Origin of the sequence: Roseospira goensis (assembly GCF_014197795.1) — a bacterium.
Taxonomy (GTDB): domain Bacteria; phylum Pseudomonadota; class Alphaproteobacteria; order Rhodospirillales; family Rhodospirillaceae; genus Rhodospira; species Rhodospira goensis.
The window spans coordinates 1-14,638 of record NZ_JACIGI010000039.1; the positions used below are offsets into that span (position 1 = coordinate 1).

Consider the following 14,638-nt stretch of genomic DNA (forward strand, 5'->3'; position numbering starts at 1 on the left):
GGCCTCCCTGGCAGTCTGTGTCGTGTCGCAACTACCAGTGTGTCAGACCGTCCCGTTGTCCGCCCCTCCCCGATTTTCCGTCATGAACCTTTTTTTTCGGTTCACCCTGGAACACCGGGATCTGTCGGTGCCGCGCGACCGGACGAGCGGGCGCGCTACCGCAGGAACGGGTTGGTCTGGCGCTCGTGGCCGAAGGTCGAGGCCGGGCCATGGCCCGGCACGAAGGTGATGTCGTCGCCCAGCGGCAGCAGCCCGTCCTTGATGGCGCGGATCAGCGCCGCCGGATCGGAGCGCGGGAAGTCGGTGCGCCCGACCGAGCCGGCGAACAACACGTCACCGACGAAGGCGACGCGCGCCTCGGGCTGTACGAACACGATGTGGCCCGGGGTGTGGCCGGGGCAATGGAGCACATCGAACGACAGCCCGCCCACGGTCACGGTGTCGCCGGCCTCCAGCCAGCGGTCCGGCACCACCGGCGCCGGGGTTTCGGGCCAGCCGAACATGCGCGCCTGCGCCCCGAGCTGGTCGATCCAGAACGCCTCGTCCTTCTGCGGTCCCTCGATCGGCACGCCGAGACGCGCCGCCAGGGCGCCGGCGGCGCCGATGTGGTCGAGGTGGCCGTGGGTGAGCAGGATCGTCTCGATCGTCACGCCGCGCTCGGCGGCGGCCGCCAGCAGCCGCTCCGGCTCGCCGCCCGGGTCGACGAGCGCACCGGTCATCGTCGCGTCGTCCCAGATCAGGGAACAGTTCTGCTGGAACGGTGTGACCGGGATGACAACGACCTTCAATGCCATGGCGGACCCCTTCGGCGGCAGCGGAGACGCTCCCGCTCTACCCGCCGCCGGGGCCGCCGGCAACCCTTTCTCGGGCGCGCCCTACAGCCCTTCGAACAGCGCCGTGGACAGGTAGCGCTCGGCGAAGGACGGCAGGATGACGACGATCTGCTTGCCCGCCATGGCGTCGCGCTTGGCGACCTCAGCCGCCGCCGCCAGTGCCGCGCCGGACGAGATGCCGACCGGCAGCCCCTCCAGCTTGGCGACCGCGCGGGCGGTCGCGAACGCGGTCTCGTTGCCGATGCCGAGCACCTCGTCGTAGATGCCGGTGTTCAGAATGTCGGGCACGAAGTTGGCGCCGATGCCCTGAATCTTGTGCGGCCCGGGCTTGCCGCCCGACAGGATCGGGCTGTCCTCCGGCTCCACCGCGATCATCTTCAGGTCGGGCTTGCGCGCCTTCAGGACCTCGCCGACGCCGGTGATGGTGCCGCCGGTGCCGATGCCGGACACCACGACGTCGACCGCACCGCCGGTATCGGCCCAGATTTCCTCCGCGGTCGTATGGCGGTGAACCTCCGGATTGGCCGGATTCTGGAACTGCTGCAGCATGACCGCACCCGGGATGCTCTCGACCAGCTCCTGGGCGCGCGTCACGGCCCCGTTCATGCCCTTCTCGGGCGGTGTCAGGTCCAGTTCGGCGCCCAGCAGCTTGAGCATCTTGCGGCGCTCCACCGACATGCTCTCCGGCATGGTCAGGATCAGACGATAGCCCTTGGCGGCGCAGACGAAGGCCAGCGCGATGCCGGTGTTGCCCGACGTGGGCTCGACCAGCGTCGCCCCCGGCTTGAGGCGGCCGTCGGCCTCGGCGGCCTCGATCATCGAGACGCCGATGCGATCCTTGACCGAGGCCAGCGGGTTGAAGAACTCGCACTTGCCGATGATGTCGGCCTTGGCGTCGTGGGCGGCGGCGAACCGCTTCAGGCGGACCAGCGGCGTCGCACCGACGGTGTCGGTGATGCTGTCGTAGACGCGCCCGCGGAAGGTGGCGCCGGTCGCGGTGGCGGCAGAGGTATCCATGACAAAACTCCGGCGTCTTGGTGTGGAAATATTTTCAGAACGGTTGTTCGATGTATTTATGCAGGCCGAGCCGTTTTGCAAAGGGAAAAATTGCGCCGGAGGCCCAGCGACCAGCCGTGCGCGGCGCCGAAATCCGCTCTTGACTTTGCGCCCGACGCGCAGCATGGTCCTGCCTCTCCGCGGCGCTGGGCCCACCGGTCCGGGCGCTGCGGAATACAGTCGGGGCCGTAGCTCAGTTGGGAGAGCGCAGCAATCGCACTGCTGAGGTCAGGGGTTCGATTCCCCTCGGCTCCACCAATGAAAACAAGGGGTTAGCCTGGATGGGCTGGCCCCTTGTTGCTTTCCAGGAAGTCTATAGGAAGTTTCGGGCGCGGATTCAGGAAGGCCGGGGTCGCTGCGGTCACCTGCCCCGCGCGTGTGTTCCCCCGTCGTTTCCAGGTTCCCCCTTGTTGTTCCCCGGGGGAACACGGGGAACAGAGGGTACAGCGTTGTTTTTATTGGTGAAAACCTGTTCCCCCGGCCGGGGAACATGGGGGAACACGGGGAACAGAACGCAAGACCCGCCCCCAGGTCACCCCAGGGGCGGGCGGGTATCTGGGGATTTCCCCAGATGGTCAGGCGGTAGACGATGACCTTTCGGTCTCGTCCCTGGTTGAACGCATACACATCCTGAAAGCGTGGTTGACAGATAGGGAGTATCTGCCGCAGGATGACCTTGGAAAGTCTGTAGGGCCTACAACTTAGAAAGGGGGGCAAGGCGCCCTTAACCAAAAGGTCGCGGCGCTTAAGGCTGCCTTTGGGGGGTGTTTATGGACGGAGCATGGATAAGCATTGTATTAGGGGCGCTTGCAATCGCTGTTGGCGGGCTCTCAATAAATTTGGGTTACTTTTTGTTTGTAAAAGGTGCAACTGGGGATTTCCGATTCGGCGTTACGTCTGGCGGGAACTCTGTTAAGCTTGAGGCGTTGGCGCCTGGTATTTTGTTTGCTTTGTTTGGTGCGGGGCTTTGTCTTTTTACCATATTCCGGTTCTCGCACTAAACATCGCGTTTTTTTACAGTTCAGAGCCGGCCGATCCGGGCAGCGCAGACTGTTTCCCACTAGTCGAGTGAAAACCAAAGCGCATTTGGTTAGTTCGGCCCGGATCAGCGAGCCCAGCGCGGAATGCACTTCCGGCGGCAGAATGCAGGCCTGATACCATGCCCCGCCCGGCCCCCGGGTGTGCGGCTCCTGGACGATCAGCCCTCCGCCTGGGGCACGTCGAACCGGGATGGCCTGCAATCTGATCGGCACTTCGGCGATGGTGACTTCGGCCACGGCCAGGGCGATCAGACTGCCCCGGTTCACGCGGCCCACCTGGACCACGGTCACTTCGACGGGCGCTGTATCGGCCATAGGATCGGGAAGCCGTCCGAGGGGCTGAACGCCGTTGGAGAGATTGACGTGGCCCTCGACTTAAGAGATTCTGCCATGGGCAAAAGACAGAGAAAGGTGGTCGTCATGTCGGATTCCTGGTGTGCTCCAATTCGTTCCCAGTCTGGGACTTTGGTCAGCGGTGGGGCTGCGCGTAATGTTCGTATCGCCGCGTCCGGCGGTATGGACCAAATCGTGGAAGAGGTTTCCCGTGACGCAGCAACGCGGGCCTTGAAAAAGGCAGAAAACGCAGTTCGTCGGGTCAACATCAAGGCGTCGAATGCCGGTTAGTTCTGGAGCCGGCTACACCCGCACTTGGCACACCCACGCTACCACGTCGGCGCCCTGGTGGATGGTCTCGACGCTCACAACGGACCAGTCGCTGCCGTCAATCTCCACCAAGTCGGACGTGGAAGGCGCCGGGTTGATGTCATCGGCCCGGACGATCAGCCGCCGGTCCCCGGTCTGGATTCCGGCCATGATTTCGCTGGCCTCGTAGTCCGCGATTGCGGCCCGGACGCTGCGGGTGTTGCTCGCCCCGGCCGGGGTGTAGGTCACCGTCTCGCCACCGGCCAGGGACGCGCTCAGGGCCGGCGTGATCGGCACCGACGCGAACCCGTAGGACATGCCGATCAGCGACAACTGAACGTCGCCGGTGATCTCGTAGGTGTCGCCGTCCACCGTCAGGGAATCGCCGTCGCGCGCCCATCCGGTGGTCCAGCCGCTTGAAAGAACGGTCAGCGTCCCGGAGCCGGCCGACGTCGCGGCGGCCGTATAGGTCAGGCTCGGGTCGGGCGGATCGTGCGGTGAGCCGCCTCCGCTGCCCGGCGTGGTCCAGTCGTACAGTGCGCCCCAGGCGGGCACCACCTGCCACAGAAGCCCGCGCGCGTCTCCCTCGACGGCCTCGACAGCCTGGACAGGGTGCGCGGTGCCGTCCACCGTCAGCACGCCACCGACAGCAGGTGTCACCTCGGATCGGCGCACATGGAACAGCGGCCGGTCTGCGGTGAAGGTCACCCTCCCGACCGTGAACGTCTCGCCTCCGCCAACAGGCATGGCCTTGCACGACACGGCCGAACCCGCGCTCGGGGTGTATGTCGCGGCCTGCCCCAGCAGGCGGAACGGGGTCTTCAGGTCCGGTTGCATGGCGTCACCTCAGAGGATCAGGAACCCGTCCGGGCGGGCGGTTTCGTCGTTGTAGATCGAACCGCCACCGTCACCGGCCACGGCGCGGCCGACGGCCATGATGAGCGCGGTCGCGGCGTCGATCCGCTCCTTGGATCGGGTCTTTGATGGCTTGATGTTGCCGGCCGGGTCGCGGTCTGGCGTCACGTTGCCCACACAGAACCTCAGCACCTCATGTCCGCCGTGCCTGATCTTCCCGGAGAGGTTCAGGCGTTCCGTGTCCTTCATCGGGGCCGACATGCTCAAGAACCCCTGGCGATGCGTCGCCACGGGCAGACCGGCCTCGGTCAAGCGGTTGATGGTCGCGGTCGCGTTCCACTGGTCCATTGCGATTTCGCGCACGTCGAACCGCGCGCACAGGTCCATGATGCAGGCTTCGACGGCGCCGTAATCCACCACGTTGCCCGGTGTCGCGGTCAACAGGCCGGTGTCGCACCAACTCGGATACGGCACCCCGTCCACCTCCGCACGGCGGCGGATGTTATCGGCCGGGACGAAACAGAAGGGCACCACGTCCACCCCGCCGTCATCGTCGGGCACGGCCAGGACCACGGCCGTCAAGTCGGTGGTGCTGGACAGGTCAACGCCAATCCAGGCCGGCCGGCCCTCGAGGGCGTCCAGGTCCACCGGATCGGCGCCGCGATCCCAACTGGTCATCGCCACCCATCCGGCCACGCTGCCGTCTATGTATCTGTTTAGATGCAATTGTTGCCACCCCTCCACCTCATGCGGCAGCGGGGCGGCCTGGCGGGCCAGCTTGCGCAGTTCGTCGAGGTACAGGAACTCGCCCAAGGCCGGGTTCAGCGCGTGCCACAGGGCTTCGTCCTGCCAGGGCACGTCCTCACCCTCGGGCGGTTCAGGCACCGCGAAGATGACGGGCAGGAACGATTCGTCTTCGCGCTCGCCCTTCGCCACCGCATGCGAGTAGGACCACCGATCCCAGGCCAGTGTGTTGCGGCCGACGCCAGCGGTTGAAATCGTGATGGTCAGCGGATCGGCCCGCTTGCCCATGCTGGTCCTGAGAACGCGCCACAATTCGCGGCCCGAGTGCGCCGGCCATGCGTGGATTTCATCACCGATCAGCAGGGAGACGTTGAGCCCGTGCTTGGTGTAGCTCTCATGCGAAATGGCCTTCAGGACCGATCCCGATTTCGGGTGATGCAACTCCTTCTGTGACTCCACCGGGCGCACGATCCGGCTCAAGGTCTTGTCGGCCTCGACATACCGCTTCGCGTGCCCGAACCCAATGGATGCCTGCCCCCGATCAGCCGCCGCGACCACCACCTGCCCGGCGGCGTCGCGCTCCGGCCCCAGCAGGTGGAGCAACCCCAGCGCGGCAATGAGGGTGGTCTTGCCGTTGCCACGCGGCAGCCATACGGCCACGTCGGAGAAGCGGCGCCGGCCATCGGGCAGGGTGTCGCCATAGATGCGCTGGATCAGGCGCCGTTGCCACGGTGCCAGCACCTTGCCGAGCGGTTGCCCCGCGCGCGGCCCCTCGGTGATCGTCAGCCGTTCGACGAACGCCACGGCCCGGGCGCCCTTCCCATGAGGATCGGGAATGTCGCTGTCATCGAACAACCAGGCGGGGCGGCATTGGTCAGCCGTCCACCAGTCCGCCCCATCCGTTGTCGGTGTCGTCATCGGTCTTGCCTCTCAGGGCTTGGCGGTGCGGTGTCAGGCTCAATTCTGTGGCGAGCAAGCGGGCCTCGCGCATGGCGCCCTGTTGAATGCGGAAGGCGGGATGAACAGCGGGACCGCGCTCGGTCTCGACCGTGCGGCCCTCGGCGGCCATCGTCTCTTCGCACTCCCGCACCATGCCGGCCGCGACGCAGTAGCTTTCGAGCGTGGCGCGGGCCTCGTCATTCAGCAGGCCACGGGCCTGAAGGCGTGGCGCGACGCGCTTCCACTCCGCCTTCGCATGAGGTGGAAGCCATGCCGGCGGCGGTGGCGCACGGCGGACAGCGGCCCCACCTTCGACCACCTGCAACTTCGGTTTCCTGCCCTTCATCGCTCAAAACCCCATTTTCGGCGGCATCTCGCGCTTGACCCCCGGTCGGTCTACGCCCCCACCGAACGAAATACGAACACCCCCCTCCCCATCAGCGGAGCCCGGGCAGCCGATGCGGGGTCAGCAGGTCGCGGACCACGGCGGGCAGACCAGGCGGGTTGACGACGTAACTCACCGACGTTGTGTCCGCGTAGCTGGTGGCCTTGATGTTCGGGTCTCGGTTCCGGTCGAACCACTGGCGCACCAGTTCGATGGTCGCGGCCTGGACGTCATCGGGCGCGGTCGCATAGCCCGCGTCGTACTCGACCACCACGGCACCGCGCGGCCAGGGTGTGGAACGGTGGTCCTTCCACCGGGTCAACCCGCCACCGGCCTGAACCTTCCAGTCCATGTCCGCCGTCACGTCCACACCGTCGAGGGTCAAGCCGGTAACAGCGGAGACCGGGAAGCGCGACAGCAGGATGGTATGGGTCCGTCCGTCCGTCTCGATGGTCTCGGAGTAGCTGCCGGACAGGATCGGCCAGCCACAGAACGACACGACAGCCGCGCTCGCGCGGTCGATCAGGTCACCAAGCCATGCGTCGTCACCCGTGCCGGTGACGGACAGCGCGGTCTTGACGGAGGCCAGGGTCACCAGGTCGGTGTCGGGTGCGTCTTCGATGGTCAGCATGTCCGGGCCTCCCGTTCAGCGGCCGTCTTCCTGTTGTGGCATTTATGACACAACGGTTGCAGGTTGCTCGGGTCATCGGTCCCGCCCCGGCTCTTGGGCAGGATATGGTCGAGGTGCGCGGCCGGCTTCCCGCACATGCGGCACCGCGTGCCCTCCGGCATCAACTCCGCCCGCAGTCGGCGCCAGTCGGTGCCGTAGCCTCTCCGGCTCGCCGATGGCCTCGTGTCCCGCAGACGCGGGCAGCGCACACCGTGCGGGTGTGTGCCTCCACAATGCGGGCAGACGGTCGGGGCGCGGCGGGGCATCGTGTCTCGTCTCCGAATAAGGGTCCGCCGGGGGCAAGGCTGGACACCCCCGGCGGACGGTGCGGACTTGCCTGGATCAGCGATCAAGGGGGAAAGGAGCCCCGCGACGGGGACCGATCCAGGCTCGCAGCGGGTCCGCGCCGCTGTTCGTTCCCCCCGTCGCCCGTTAGGCCACCGGAGCCGACAGCGGGTGGCCCTTCACCAGCACGGCCGCGATGGGCGTCCCGGTGCCGTGCGTCCCGCTGAAGTCCGCCAGCAACTTCAGATACCGGCGTTCGCCGACGTACCCGATCTTGGTCAAGGACGCGGCCGCGTGTTCCTCGGTCAGGCTCAGGACGATCCCGCCAGTGCCCACCGAGTCCACGCCGTCCAGGTCATCGGCGGTGACGGCCTCGTAGGTCGCGTCATCATCCGAATGCGTCAGCTTGAACTCGATTTTGTTCGAGCCCGTGAAGGTGATGCCTCCGATCCCGACGTGCAGCAGCAGCACGGCGGAACGGAAGCCGGCCAGGTCCAGGGCGGCGGGCACGTTGTCGGCCGACATGGCGGCCGGGGGCAGCACCTCGACCACCGCGACGTTGTTATGCAGGTCCTTCATGGTCCGGGCTCCCTAGCTCGTGATCTTCTGAAGCTTCACGGCCTCGCTGTTCGCCAGCCCGCCACCGACGCGGCGATAGGCGTAGAACAGGACGTTCGGCTTGTCGGTCAGGTTGTCGCGGATGAACCGGGTCCCCAGCTTGTCCACGATCAGGTACGCCCGCTTGAAGTTGCCGAAGGCGATGGGGAAGGCGTTGCCCGAAATGTCCGGCATCGTTTCGTCGAACTCGACGGGGTAGCCCAGCAGGCTGTTCGGCGCCCCGGCCGTCATGCTCGAGCGCCACAGGTACCGGCCCTCGGTGTCGGTCAGGGTGTCCAGGGCGTTCGCGGTGTTGCTGTTCATCAGGAACACGGCGCCGTCCCGGTACGGGGCGCGCAATGCCCAGACCAGGTTCTTCAGCCCGTCCGCCGTGATCTTGGCGTTGTCGCCGGACTTCACGAACTGGATGGTTCCCCACGGGCGGGTCGCGTCGGCGGTCGCGGCGGTCGCGTAGGACAGCAGGCCGGCCGGCCGCTTCGGGGTGGTGGTCGCGGAAATGAACGCCGCGCCCTCGGAGCGGGTGAACTTGTCGGTGATCTTGCCTTCGATCCACTGACCAAGGTTGATCCCGCTGTCATCCAGCAGGCGTTGCGTGATCGGCTGTTGCGCCTGGATTTCCCGGAGCGGGACGGTCAACAGACCAAGTTCGGCCGTGTCGGTGTCGGCGCGAGCTTCCCGCTCGCCAACCCAGGTTGCGCCGATGTCGTCGGCGTCGATGGGCTCCACCCAGGCGTCACCCTGCGTGATCGTCTCGACGCGGGCCAGTCGGCGCATGGGGGTTGCGTCGAACAGCTTCTTCGTCATGGTCTTGGACAGTTCCGGCATGACGACATAGCCGCCGTCCGGGTCGCTGCCCGACCACATGGAGCGCAGTTCGATCATGGGCTTGTCATCGCCCCGGGCCAGGGCGGCAAGGGCGCGGTGTTCCACCTCGACACCGGAACGGGTTTCGGTCCCAGCAGAAACGCCAGCGCGGCCCGCGCGGGCCTCGACACGATCCAGGCGTTTGCCCATACCTTCGACGGTGGTCTTGATGCTGGTGAGGGTGTCCCCGAACTCGCCCATGCGGGTCTCGAGGTCGGGGGCGTCATCGGTGCCGCGCGTCTCGTCCGGCGCGGCGTCGGTCACGGCTTCGTTTTCCATGTCCTTGCCTTTCGGTTGCGCCGCGCCATCGGCGGCATGGTCTGCCCGAACCTCGGTGATCCGGGCCTTCGGATTGCTGGCAATCGGGACGCAACTGATTTCCACCAGTTCGGCCCGGGTGATCGTGCGTCCGCCCCCGCGTCGGGGCCGGTCGGCGAGCCGGCGGAACCCCACCGACAGGGACAGGGCACCGGCCTTCGCCAGCGCGTGCGCTTCGCGGCCGGTGTCGGTCTCGGTGACGAAGCGGCCTTCGATGCCCAGCGCCTCCGGCGTGTCCTGAAAGCCGGTGACGGCGCCGCACACCCGCTTGGGGTCGTGAAACAGCAGGATCGGGAACCGTCCGCCGCTGGCCTGGCGTTCCTCGACCGACGCGGCGAAGGCACCCGGCGCGAAGTCGGTGTTGTGGTTGTCGAGAACCAGATACGGGCAGGCAGTGCCTCGGAAGGTGCCGGCGTCGGCGTCTACCTCCGGCGCGAACCGGACTTCGACGTACTCAGTCGCCATCGCCCTGGCCCTCCGATCCGGTGTTCAGCGGGAAGCGCAGGCGGCCGGCCTCTCCACCCTCTGGGGGCAGGTTCTCTTTGCCGCGCGCCTCGTCGGCGGTCATGAGCCCGCCGGCAATGGCTTTGACGTAGGCGTCGATCCGGCTTCCCAGATCGGCCATTTCCAGGGCGCCCGTGGTGTGTTCGGCGTAGTAGTCTTCGCGCTCGTCTTCCGTCAGAAGGTCCCGATAAATCGTCTCGGTCCACAAGCGCAGGTACGGCAGCAGTGTAAGGCTCAGGAATTGTCTCCCGAGACTTTCCGCGTTCGCGTGTGTCACCCGCGACATTTCCGACAGCAGGGACAGCGGAACCCGCAGGATGCGCGACACCTCCGCCACCTGGAACGTCCGCATTTCCTGAAACTGACTGTCCACCGCGTTGAAGGTGAGCGGCGTGAAAGAGGCCCCTTTGCCCTCGAGCAACAGCGTTCCGCCGGCATTGTCGCCAGTATGGAACCGCTGAAGGGACAGTTTCAGGCGTTCGAGAACGTCGCCCTTCACACCCTCCGGCGCGGTGACAACACCGGACGGTCGGGCACCACGCGCCATGATCCGGCTCGCGTGACGCTCAAGGGCGATGCCCAGGCCGATGGCATGGCGGCCGGCGTGGATCAGGGACAGGCCGGTGTTCGGTTGGATGCCCAGGCCCCGCAGGTGGAACACCTCCGTCCGGTCCAGGTGGCGTTGCGTCCCATCGCTCAGGCTCAGGCGGTAGCGCGGCTCCAAGGTGCTGGCGTCCGTCTCGACCGTGACCGACTTGCGCGGCAGCGGCACCACCTCGAGAACCCGGCCGTCGCTGGCACGGGCAATGTGCGCGAACGCCTGACCGTCCAGGATCAACGCGGCCGTCATGTCGGCGCGGAACTGGTACGCGGTCACCCAGGGGCAGGGCAGACGAGACAGGATCGGCTCGAGGGGATGGTCATCGGCGCGGCGCCGGTCGTCACCGTCGCGGCGGTACAGGTGACACGGCAGCATGGCGACCGATTCACTGATCGCCCGGACAGCGCCCAGGACGGCGGGATACTCCAGCGCAGCGTCGGCCGACACGGCAATGCCGGCAGCGGTGCCGTGCGCCTCGCGCAGCAGCGCCTCGAGTTCGCCAAGCGAACCCGCCCGGGTTTCCAGTCCGAGAATGCGACGAAGAAATGACATAGCGTTGTCCTGTCCAGCCATTGCCAGCCTGGACAGAAAAAGAGCCCGGAAGCAAGTCCGGGCTCGCGCGCGCGTGAAGTTAAGTTTGACGGTCGTTGATATTCGTTGACGGCTGTTGATGGTCGTTACTAATGCACCCGGTTCAACCCTCCAACAGGACGCTGCGGAGCGTCACCGGCGGCGGCCTCGACGTCCTCCACCGACACACCAAACTCTGCCGCAATGGCGTCGGCCGGATAGAAGGTCGTGCCGGTTTCGTCCACCCGGCCGGCGGCGGCCAGGTCCGGGAAATGCTCGCGGAAGCCCTGCTTCATCTTCGCCTGCATTTCGTCGGGCATGAGGTCGGACAGGTCCGGGTCAAGCAGACGAACAGGGTCCCGATCTACCTCCGCCACCAGCGCCTTCGCCCGGCGGATCGCGGCGCAAATGAAGATGGCGCACCAGTACCGTTCGCCGGTGTCTTCCACGGCGGTCATGTACATGGTCTCGCGCAACCAGCGCCAGAACCCGGCCCGCTCCGCCGGGTCGGTAACAGCCGTCACCGGGAACGTCAGGGCACCCTTGGCGGCGCGGCGGGCAATGTGTTCGGCGCCCTCGACGGTGTTCGGGGGCAGACGGTGGTTGAAGGTCGGTGTGCTCATGGCTCAGGTCTCCTTTGGGTGGTCGGTGATGTCGTGCCGCGCCAGCGCCAGCAGGTCGGCGGCCAGCGCGACGGCCCGGGTCGCGGTCATGGGCACCACGGCGGCGGGCTCGAGTGTGTCGGGGCGATAGACGGACAGGATCAGCGGTGCCCCCGGCCGGTCCTGCGTCACGATCAGGCGCGCCGTCATGCGGGCGGTTCCCATTCAACGCACGGCTCGTCTGTCCCGTCGTCGTGACCATGCGTGGCGATGTAGGCCATGATCGCGTAGACGTGATCCGCCCGGGCCTTCAGGTCGGCGGCGAGGGCGTCGGTATCATCACGCTCGCGTTCGGCCCGTCGGCGGGCCAGCATGTCGGCCAGGGCCATCGGTCATCCCTCCGGCCGGATCGCATAGACATTGACCGGGCGCCCCGGGACGCGGATTTTCTTCGACCGCTTGCCGTGGTCCCGCTCCACGATCCACCCGGCCCGATCCAGCCCGTCGAGGGCGCGGGTCAGGTCGTGCCCCGCCACCGCTTCCTTCAGCGCGTCGGACGTGAACAGGTAGGTCCGCTGGCCCTGTTGGTCGTCACGCCACCAGCCGGCGCGGTCGCGGGTCTGGATGGTGTCCCTCTCGCTCACCACCGAGAACCGGGTGTCGCCGTGCCGATCCAGGAACGCGCGCACCGCGTCGAAAATCTGTTCATCCTCCGGCCGGCCCTCGGTGCGGCCGTCCCGCCACAGACCGAACGCCAGCGTCGCGGCGTCGAGGGCGGCGCCCTCCGGCCAGGGCACAATGCCGTAGTCCCGCGCCAGTTCACCGGCCAGGGCGATCAACGCCAGCATGGACGCGGCCCGGCCCTCCAACTCGGCGCCGGCCGCGAAGCCCGGTTCGGCGCGAAGATCGGCCAGAAGGGCGCCATGATCCTGCCCGTCGATCAACAGCGCCTCGATGAACGCGGGCGCGGCGTGCCCATGATGATCCTCGGTCGCTGTCTTCAGGGTGTCGGACAGCGTGCGACCGTCCGGGGCGCCGTTCAGCACGTCGAAGACGCCATGCGCCCGGCCATCGCACCGGATGTCCAACAGGCGCGCGGACTGCCCCGCCTTCTGGTGCCGTCCACCCTCCGCCATGCTGGCAGCGATGGAACGTTCCCCCGATGACAGCGCCACGACGCGCCACCGATGCACGGGGCGGGCGCCTCCGGTGCGGGTCGCGCGGGTCTTGCCCGCACCATTGCCCAGCGCATAGACCACGGCGCCGACTTCGCGCGGATCGCACTCCGATATTTCATCCAGGATCAAGAGCCCGTCGTTCCGGGCGGCGGCCACGGCCTCGAGCCCGTTTGACGTCGTGCGCCATGACCGGCCGAACTCGCGCGGATGCCCCCAGGCGGACGCGGCCATATCCAGCAGCGTTGACTTGCCCGTGCTGGAGTCCCCGACAAGGTGGAGCCCGGCCCCCTGGCGATGCACGCGCGCCAGCAGCGGCCCCGCGAACGCGGCAGACAGCGCCAGCACGGCCAGCGGATTGCCGACGGCGCGGGTGGCAACTTCCGTGCGCCAGCCGTCGAGGGTGCCGGCGGTGCCAGTGCCGGGGGCGTCGGTGCCCTGCCACACCGCTTCCGCGTCACCGATGGTGCGGTGCGGCAAGATGTAGGCGGAGCGGTCGGACAACCAGCCCGTCCGGGTCGCGGCCATCACTTCCCGGTCGGGGAACCGGCTCATGATCCAGCGCGGCAACAGCGTCCGGCCGGCCTGAATGTCGATCCGAACGCCTTGGTCCAGAAGCTCGCGCCGAAGGTCGGAGCCGTCACCGGCCAACAGAGACATGGGCGCGGCCCATTCCTTCGTCCGGCCTTTCGGGTCGGTGAACCGCAGCAACAGCCCGTGGTCCCGGCCGTCGGCGCCCTCGGTCATCGCGTCGGCCCAGATCGGCGAGCAAATCCATGTGTCCGTCGGCGGCGGCGGATCGCCCTTGCCGAACCCATGAAAGTACAGCCCGGGCCGGCCGTAGGGTGTCCAGGTGTCATAGGCGGCGAAACCCGGCCGCTTCGGTTCGTCGGCGGGCGGCCCGTCGTCTTCCTCGGTCGGGGGCATCCACGGCGCGGCGTCGGCCAGCAGCGCGGGCAGATCGGCGCCCTCCGGCGGATCGTCGGCCAGGTCCCACTTCGGGGGGAAGTCGGCGGGTACCTCGACGATGCGCGCCGACGCGGCGCCGGCATCCATCGCCAGTTCGGCCACGCGGGCGGCGAAGTCAGCGCCCGGATCGTCGTGATCGGGCCAGACGGTCACCGGCCGGCCGTCCAGCGGTGACCAGTCGGTGAGGTGCGGGGCCTTGCCCCCGCCCATCGGCGTGGTGACCACCATGTCCGGGAACAGGGTCGCGGCAGCGTCGGCGGTCTTTTCGCCCTCGACGATCAGCACCGGCGCATCGGGTCGCGCCACCAAGTCGGGCAGGCGATAGAGCGGGCGCGGCGCCGGAATGGCCTTGGCCCGCCATGCGCGCTTGCCCTGGCCGATGTCGCAATAGGTGAGCGGCAACACGTCCTTGTCCGGCTGCCCGTCCGTCTCGAACTGGAACCGGGCGGCAAAGCCCATCAAGCGGCCGTCCGCGTCGTGATAGGGCCATGTGGCGACAGGCTCACCCCAGGCCGGATGACGGAAGCGCATCGGCGGCGCATCCTCGGGGACCGGGATGATCGGGGTCTTGTCGCCCTTCGGCGGGCGCGCGTCGTTCGCGGTGGCGCGCTCTTCGTCGGTGAGGGGGGCGAACGCCCGTGCGGTGCTGTCATTCATGGCGTATCCCCAGCATGTCGGCCAGCGCGCGGGCGGCCTCGACCTGGCGCAGACCATGCAGGTACGCGGCCAGACTGATCGGGTCCCCGCCCTTGTCGCCCGTGGCGAAGTCGCCCCAACGCCCGGTGTGCATATTCACGCTGAACGATCCGGGCCGGCGGTCGGTGCGGCGCGGGTTGCGGGCGATGTATTCAACGCCGTTGCGCCGGCCGTCGGGCAACCAGCGCGACAGCAGGGCCGGCAGCGCGGACAGGGCAGCGCGGTTGATCTCGGCGAAGTCCAGGCGGGTGTTCGGGCGCGGGGTGGTCATG

General features: G+C 67.6%; 17 protein-coding genes and 1 other RNA gene. 2 read left to right on the forward strand and 16 right to left on the reverse strand.

Translation table 11 applies throughout. From position 1 onward, the window contains the following. Positions 1–155: 155 nt before the first annotated feature. Together GGD88_RS16025 and cysK are read right to left on the reverse strand one after the other, a co-directional pair. A complete protein-coding gene (locus tag GGD88_RS16025) occupies positions 156–794 on the reverse strand; it encodes an MBL fold metallo-hydrolase (protein WP_281392965.1) in 639 nt (212 codons plus the stop codon). Between the two features lie 81 nt (positions 795–875). Further along, positions 876–1,850 carry a cysteine synthase A gene (cysK, locus tag GGD88_RS16030; RefSeq protein ID WP_184437301.1) on the reverse strand — a complete coding sequence of 325 codons (975 nt, stop codon included), beginning with the start codon at positions 1,848–1,850 and terminating at the stop codon, positions 876–878. Between the two features lie 221 nt (positions 1,851–2,071). Here cysK and ssrA point away from each other — a divergent pair. Continuing rightward, positions 2,072–2,147: a transfer-messenger RNA gene (ssrA, locus tag GGD88_RS16035) on the forward strand. A 572-nt stretch (positions 2,148–2,719) separates the two neighbouring features. Here the strand turns inward: ssrA and GGD88_RS16040 are convergent. Continuing rightward, the gene (locus GGD88_RS16040) at positions 2,720–3,244 is read right to left on the reverse strand and encodes a hypothetical protein (protein WP_184437304.1); all 525 of its coding nucleotides are present in this window, start codon (positions 3,242–3,244) and stop codon (positions 2,720–2,722) included. A gap of 75 nt (positions 3,245–3,319) precedes the next feature. Here GGD88_RS16040 and GGD88_RS16045 point away from each other — a divergent pair, with 75 nt between their 5' ends. Continuing rightward, positions 3,320–3,553, forward strand: a complete 234-nt coding sequence (locus tag GGD88_RS16045) for a hypothetical protein (RefSeq protein WP_184437306.1) — start codon at positions 3,320–3,322, stop codon at positions 3,551–3,553. A 12-nt stretch (positions 3,554–3,565) separates the two neighbouring features. On the opposite strand, the gene GGD88_RS16050 is transcribed toward GGD88_RS16045, so the two are convergent. The 13 genes from GGD88_RS16050 to GGD88_RS18530 all read right to left on the reverse strand — a co-directional run bounded on the left by GGD88_RS16050 (position 3,566) and on the right by GGD88_RS18530 (position 14,637). Beyond that, a complete protein-coding gene (locus GGD88_RS16050) occupies positions 3,566–4,408 on the reverse strand; it encodes a head-tail joining protein (protein ID WP_184437308.1) in 843 nt (280 codons plus the stop codon). Between the two features lie 9 nt (positions 4,409–4,417). After that, complete coding sequence (locus tag GGD88_RS16055; protein WP_184437310.1) at positions 4,418–6,088, reverse strand: terminase large subunit; 1,671 nt, start codon at positions 6,086–6,088, stop codon at positions 4,418–4,420. Further along, complete coding sequence (locus GGD88_RS16060; RefSeq protein WP_184437312.1) at positions 6,045–6,455, reverse strand: phage terminase small subunit P27 family; 411 nt, start codon at positions 6,453–6,455, stop codon at positions 6,045–6,047. The genes GGD88_RS16055 and GGD88_RS16060 overlap by 44 nt, the downstream gene beginning before the upstream one ends. A gap of 91 nt (positions 6,456–6,546) precedes the next feature. Further along, entirely contained in the window at positions 6,547–7,125 is a 579-nt protein-coding gene (locus tag GGD88_RS16065; RefSeq protein ID WP_184437314.1) for a head-tail connector protein, read from the reverse strand. Then, entirely contained in the window at positions 7,119–7,430 is a 312-nt protein-coding gene (locus GGD88_RS19435; protein ID WP_425502607.1) for an HNH endonuclease, read from the reverse strand. The genes GGD88_RS16065 and GGD88_RS19435 overlap by 7 nt, the downstream gene beginning before the upstream one ends. A gap of 166 nt (positions 7,431–7,596) precedes the next feature. Beyond that, the gene (locus GGD88_RS16075; RefSeq protein WP_184437318.1) at positions 7,597–8,028 is read right to left on the reverse strand and encodes a hypothetical protein; all 432 of its coding nucleotides are present in this window, start codon (positions 8,026–8,028) and stop codon (positions 7,597–7,599) included. Positions 8,029–8,040: 12 nt separating this feature from the next. Then, the gene (locus GGD88_RS16080) at positions 8,041–9,714 is read right to left on the reverse strand and encodes a phage major capsid protein (RefSeq protein WP_184437320.1); all 1,674 of its coding nucleotides are present in this window, start codon (positions 9,712–9,714) and stop codon (positions 8,041–8,043) included. Then, a complete protein-coding gene (locus GGD88_RS16085) occupies positions 9,704–10,927 on the reverse strand; it encodes a phage portal protein (RefSeq protein WP_184437322.1) in 1,224 nt (407 codons plus the stop codon). Before GGD88_RS16085 ends, GGD88_RS16080 begins: the two co-directional genes overlap by 11 nt. Before the next feature lie 107 nt (positions 10,928–11,034). After that, positions 11,035–11,547, reverse strand: coding sequence for a hypothetical protein (locus GGD88_RS16090; RefSeq protein WP_184437324.1), 513 nt, complete (start codon positions 11,545–11,547; stop codon positions 11,035–11,037). Between the two features lie 3 nt (positions 11,548–11,550). Continuing rightward, a complete protein-coding gene (locus tag GGD88_RS16095; RefSeq protein WP_184437326.1) occupies positions 11,551–11,736 on the reverse strand; it encodes a hypothetical protein in 186 nt (61 codons plus the stop codon). Beyond that, on the reverse strand, positions 11,733–11,915 hold the full coding sequence (locus GGD88_RS16100; protein WP_184437328.1) for a hypothetical protein: 183 nt from the start codon (positions 11,913–11,915) through the stop codon (positions 11,733–11,735). Before GGD88_RS16100 ends, GGD88_RS16095 begins: the two co-directional genes overlap by 4 nt. Before the next feature lie 3 nt (positions 11,916–11,918). Beyond that, complete coding sequence (locus GGD88_RS16105; protein WP_221237190.1) at positions 11,919–14,327, reverse strand: DUF927 domain-containing protein; 2,409 nt, start codon at positions 14,325–14,327, stop codon at positions 11,919–11,921. Beyond that, a complete protein-coding gene (locus tag GGD88_RS18530; RefSeq protein WP_221237191.1) occupies positions 14,320–14,637 on the reverse strand; it encodes a hypothetical protein in 318 nt (105 codons plus the stop codon). The genes GGD88_RS16105 and GGD88_RS18530 overlap by 8 nt, the downstream gene beginning before the upstream one ends. Position 14,638: the final 1 nt, after the last annotated feature.

Bases quoted from the DNA above. Each gene is read 5' to 3' on its own strand.
- GGD88_RS16050 (WP_184437308.1), bottom strand. From the start codon at position 4,408: ATGCAACCGGACCTGAAGACCCCGTTCCGCCTGCTGGGGCAGGCCGCG.
- GGD88_RS16040 (WP_184437304.1), bottom strand. From the start codon at position 3,244: ATGGCCGATACAGCGCCCGTCGAAGTGACCGTGGTCCAGGTGGGCCGC.
- GGD88_RS19435 (WP_425502607.1), bottom strand. From the start codon at position 7,430: ATGCCCCGCCGCGCCCCGACCGTCTGCCCGCATTGTGGAGGCACACAC.
- GGD88_RS16085 (WP_184437322.1), bottom strand. From the start codon at position 10,927: ATGGCTGGACAGGACAACGCTATGTCATTTCTTCGTCGCATTCTCGGA.
- cysK (WP_184437301.1), bottom strand. From the start codon at position 1,850: ATGGATACCTCTGCCGCCACCGCGACCGGCGCCACCTTCCGCGGGCGC.
- GGD88_RS16090 (WP_184437324.1), bottom strand. From the start codon at position 11,547: ATGAGCACACCGACCTTCAACCACCGTCTGCCCCCGAACACCGTCGAG.
- GGD88_RS16075 (WP_184437318.1), bottom strand. From the start codon at position 8,028: ATGAAGGACCTGCATAACAACGTCGCGGTGGTCGAGGTGCTGCCCCCG.
- GGD88_RS16095 (WP_184437326.1), bottom strand. From the start codon at position 11,736: ATGACGGCGCGCCTGATCGTGACGCAGGACCGGCCGGGGGCACCGCTG.
- GGD88_RS16055 (WP_184437310.1), bottom strand. From the start codon at position 6,088: ATGACGACACCGACAACGGATGGGGCGGACTGGTGGACGGCTGACCAA.
- GGD88_RS16060 (WP_184437312.1), bottom strand. From the start codon at position 6,455: ATGAAGGGCAGGAAACCGAAGTTGCAGGTGGTCGAAGGTGGGGCCGCT.
- GGD88_RS16105 (WP_221237190.1), bottom strand. From the start codon at position 14,327: ATGAATGACAGCACCGCACGGGCGTTCGCCCCCCTCACCGACGAAGAG.
- GGD88_RS16065 (WP_184437314.1), bottom strand. From the start codon at position 7,125: ATGCTGACCATCGAAGACGCACCCGACACCGACCTGGTGACCCTGGCC.
- GGD88_RS16025 (WP_281392965.1), bottom strand. From the start codon at position 794: ATGGCATTGAAGGTCGTTGTCATCCCGGTCACACCGTTCCAGCAGAAC.
- GGD88_RS18530 (WP_221237191.1), bottom strand. From the start codon at position 14,637: ATGACCACCCCGCGCCCGAACACCCGCCTGGACTTCGCCGAGATCAAC.
- GGD88_RS16100 (WP_184437328.1), bottom strand. From the start codon at position 11,915: ATGGCCCTGGCCGACATGCTGGCCCGCCGACGGGCCGAACGCGAGCGT.
- GGD88_RS16080 (WP_184437320.1), bottom strand. From the start codon at position 9,714: ATGGCGACTGAGTACGTCGAAGTCCGGTTCGCGCCGGAGGTAGACGCC.
- GGD88_RS16045 (WP_184437306.1), top strand. From the start codon at position 3,320: ATGGGCAAAAGACAGAGAAAGGTGGTCGTCATGTCGGATTCCTGGTGT.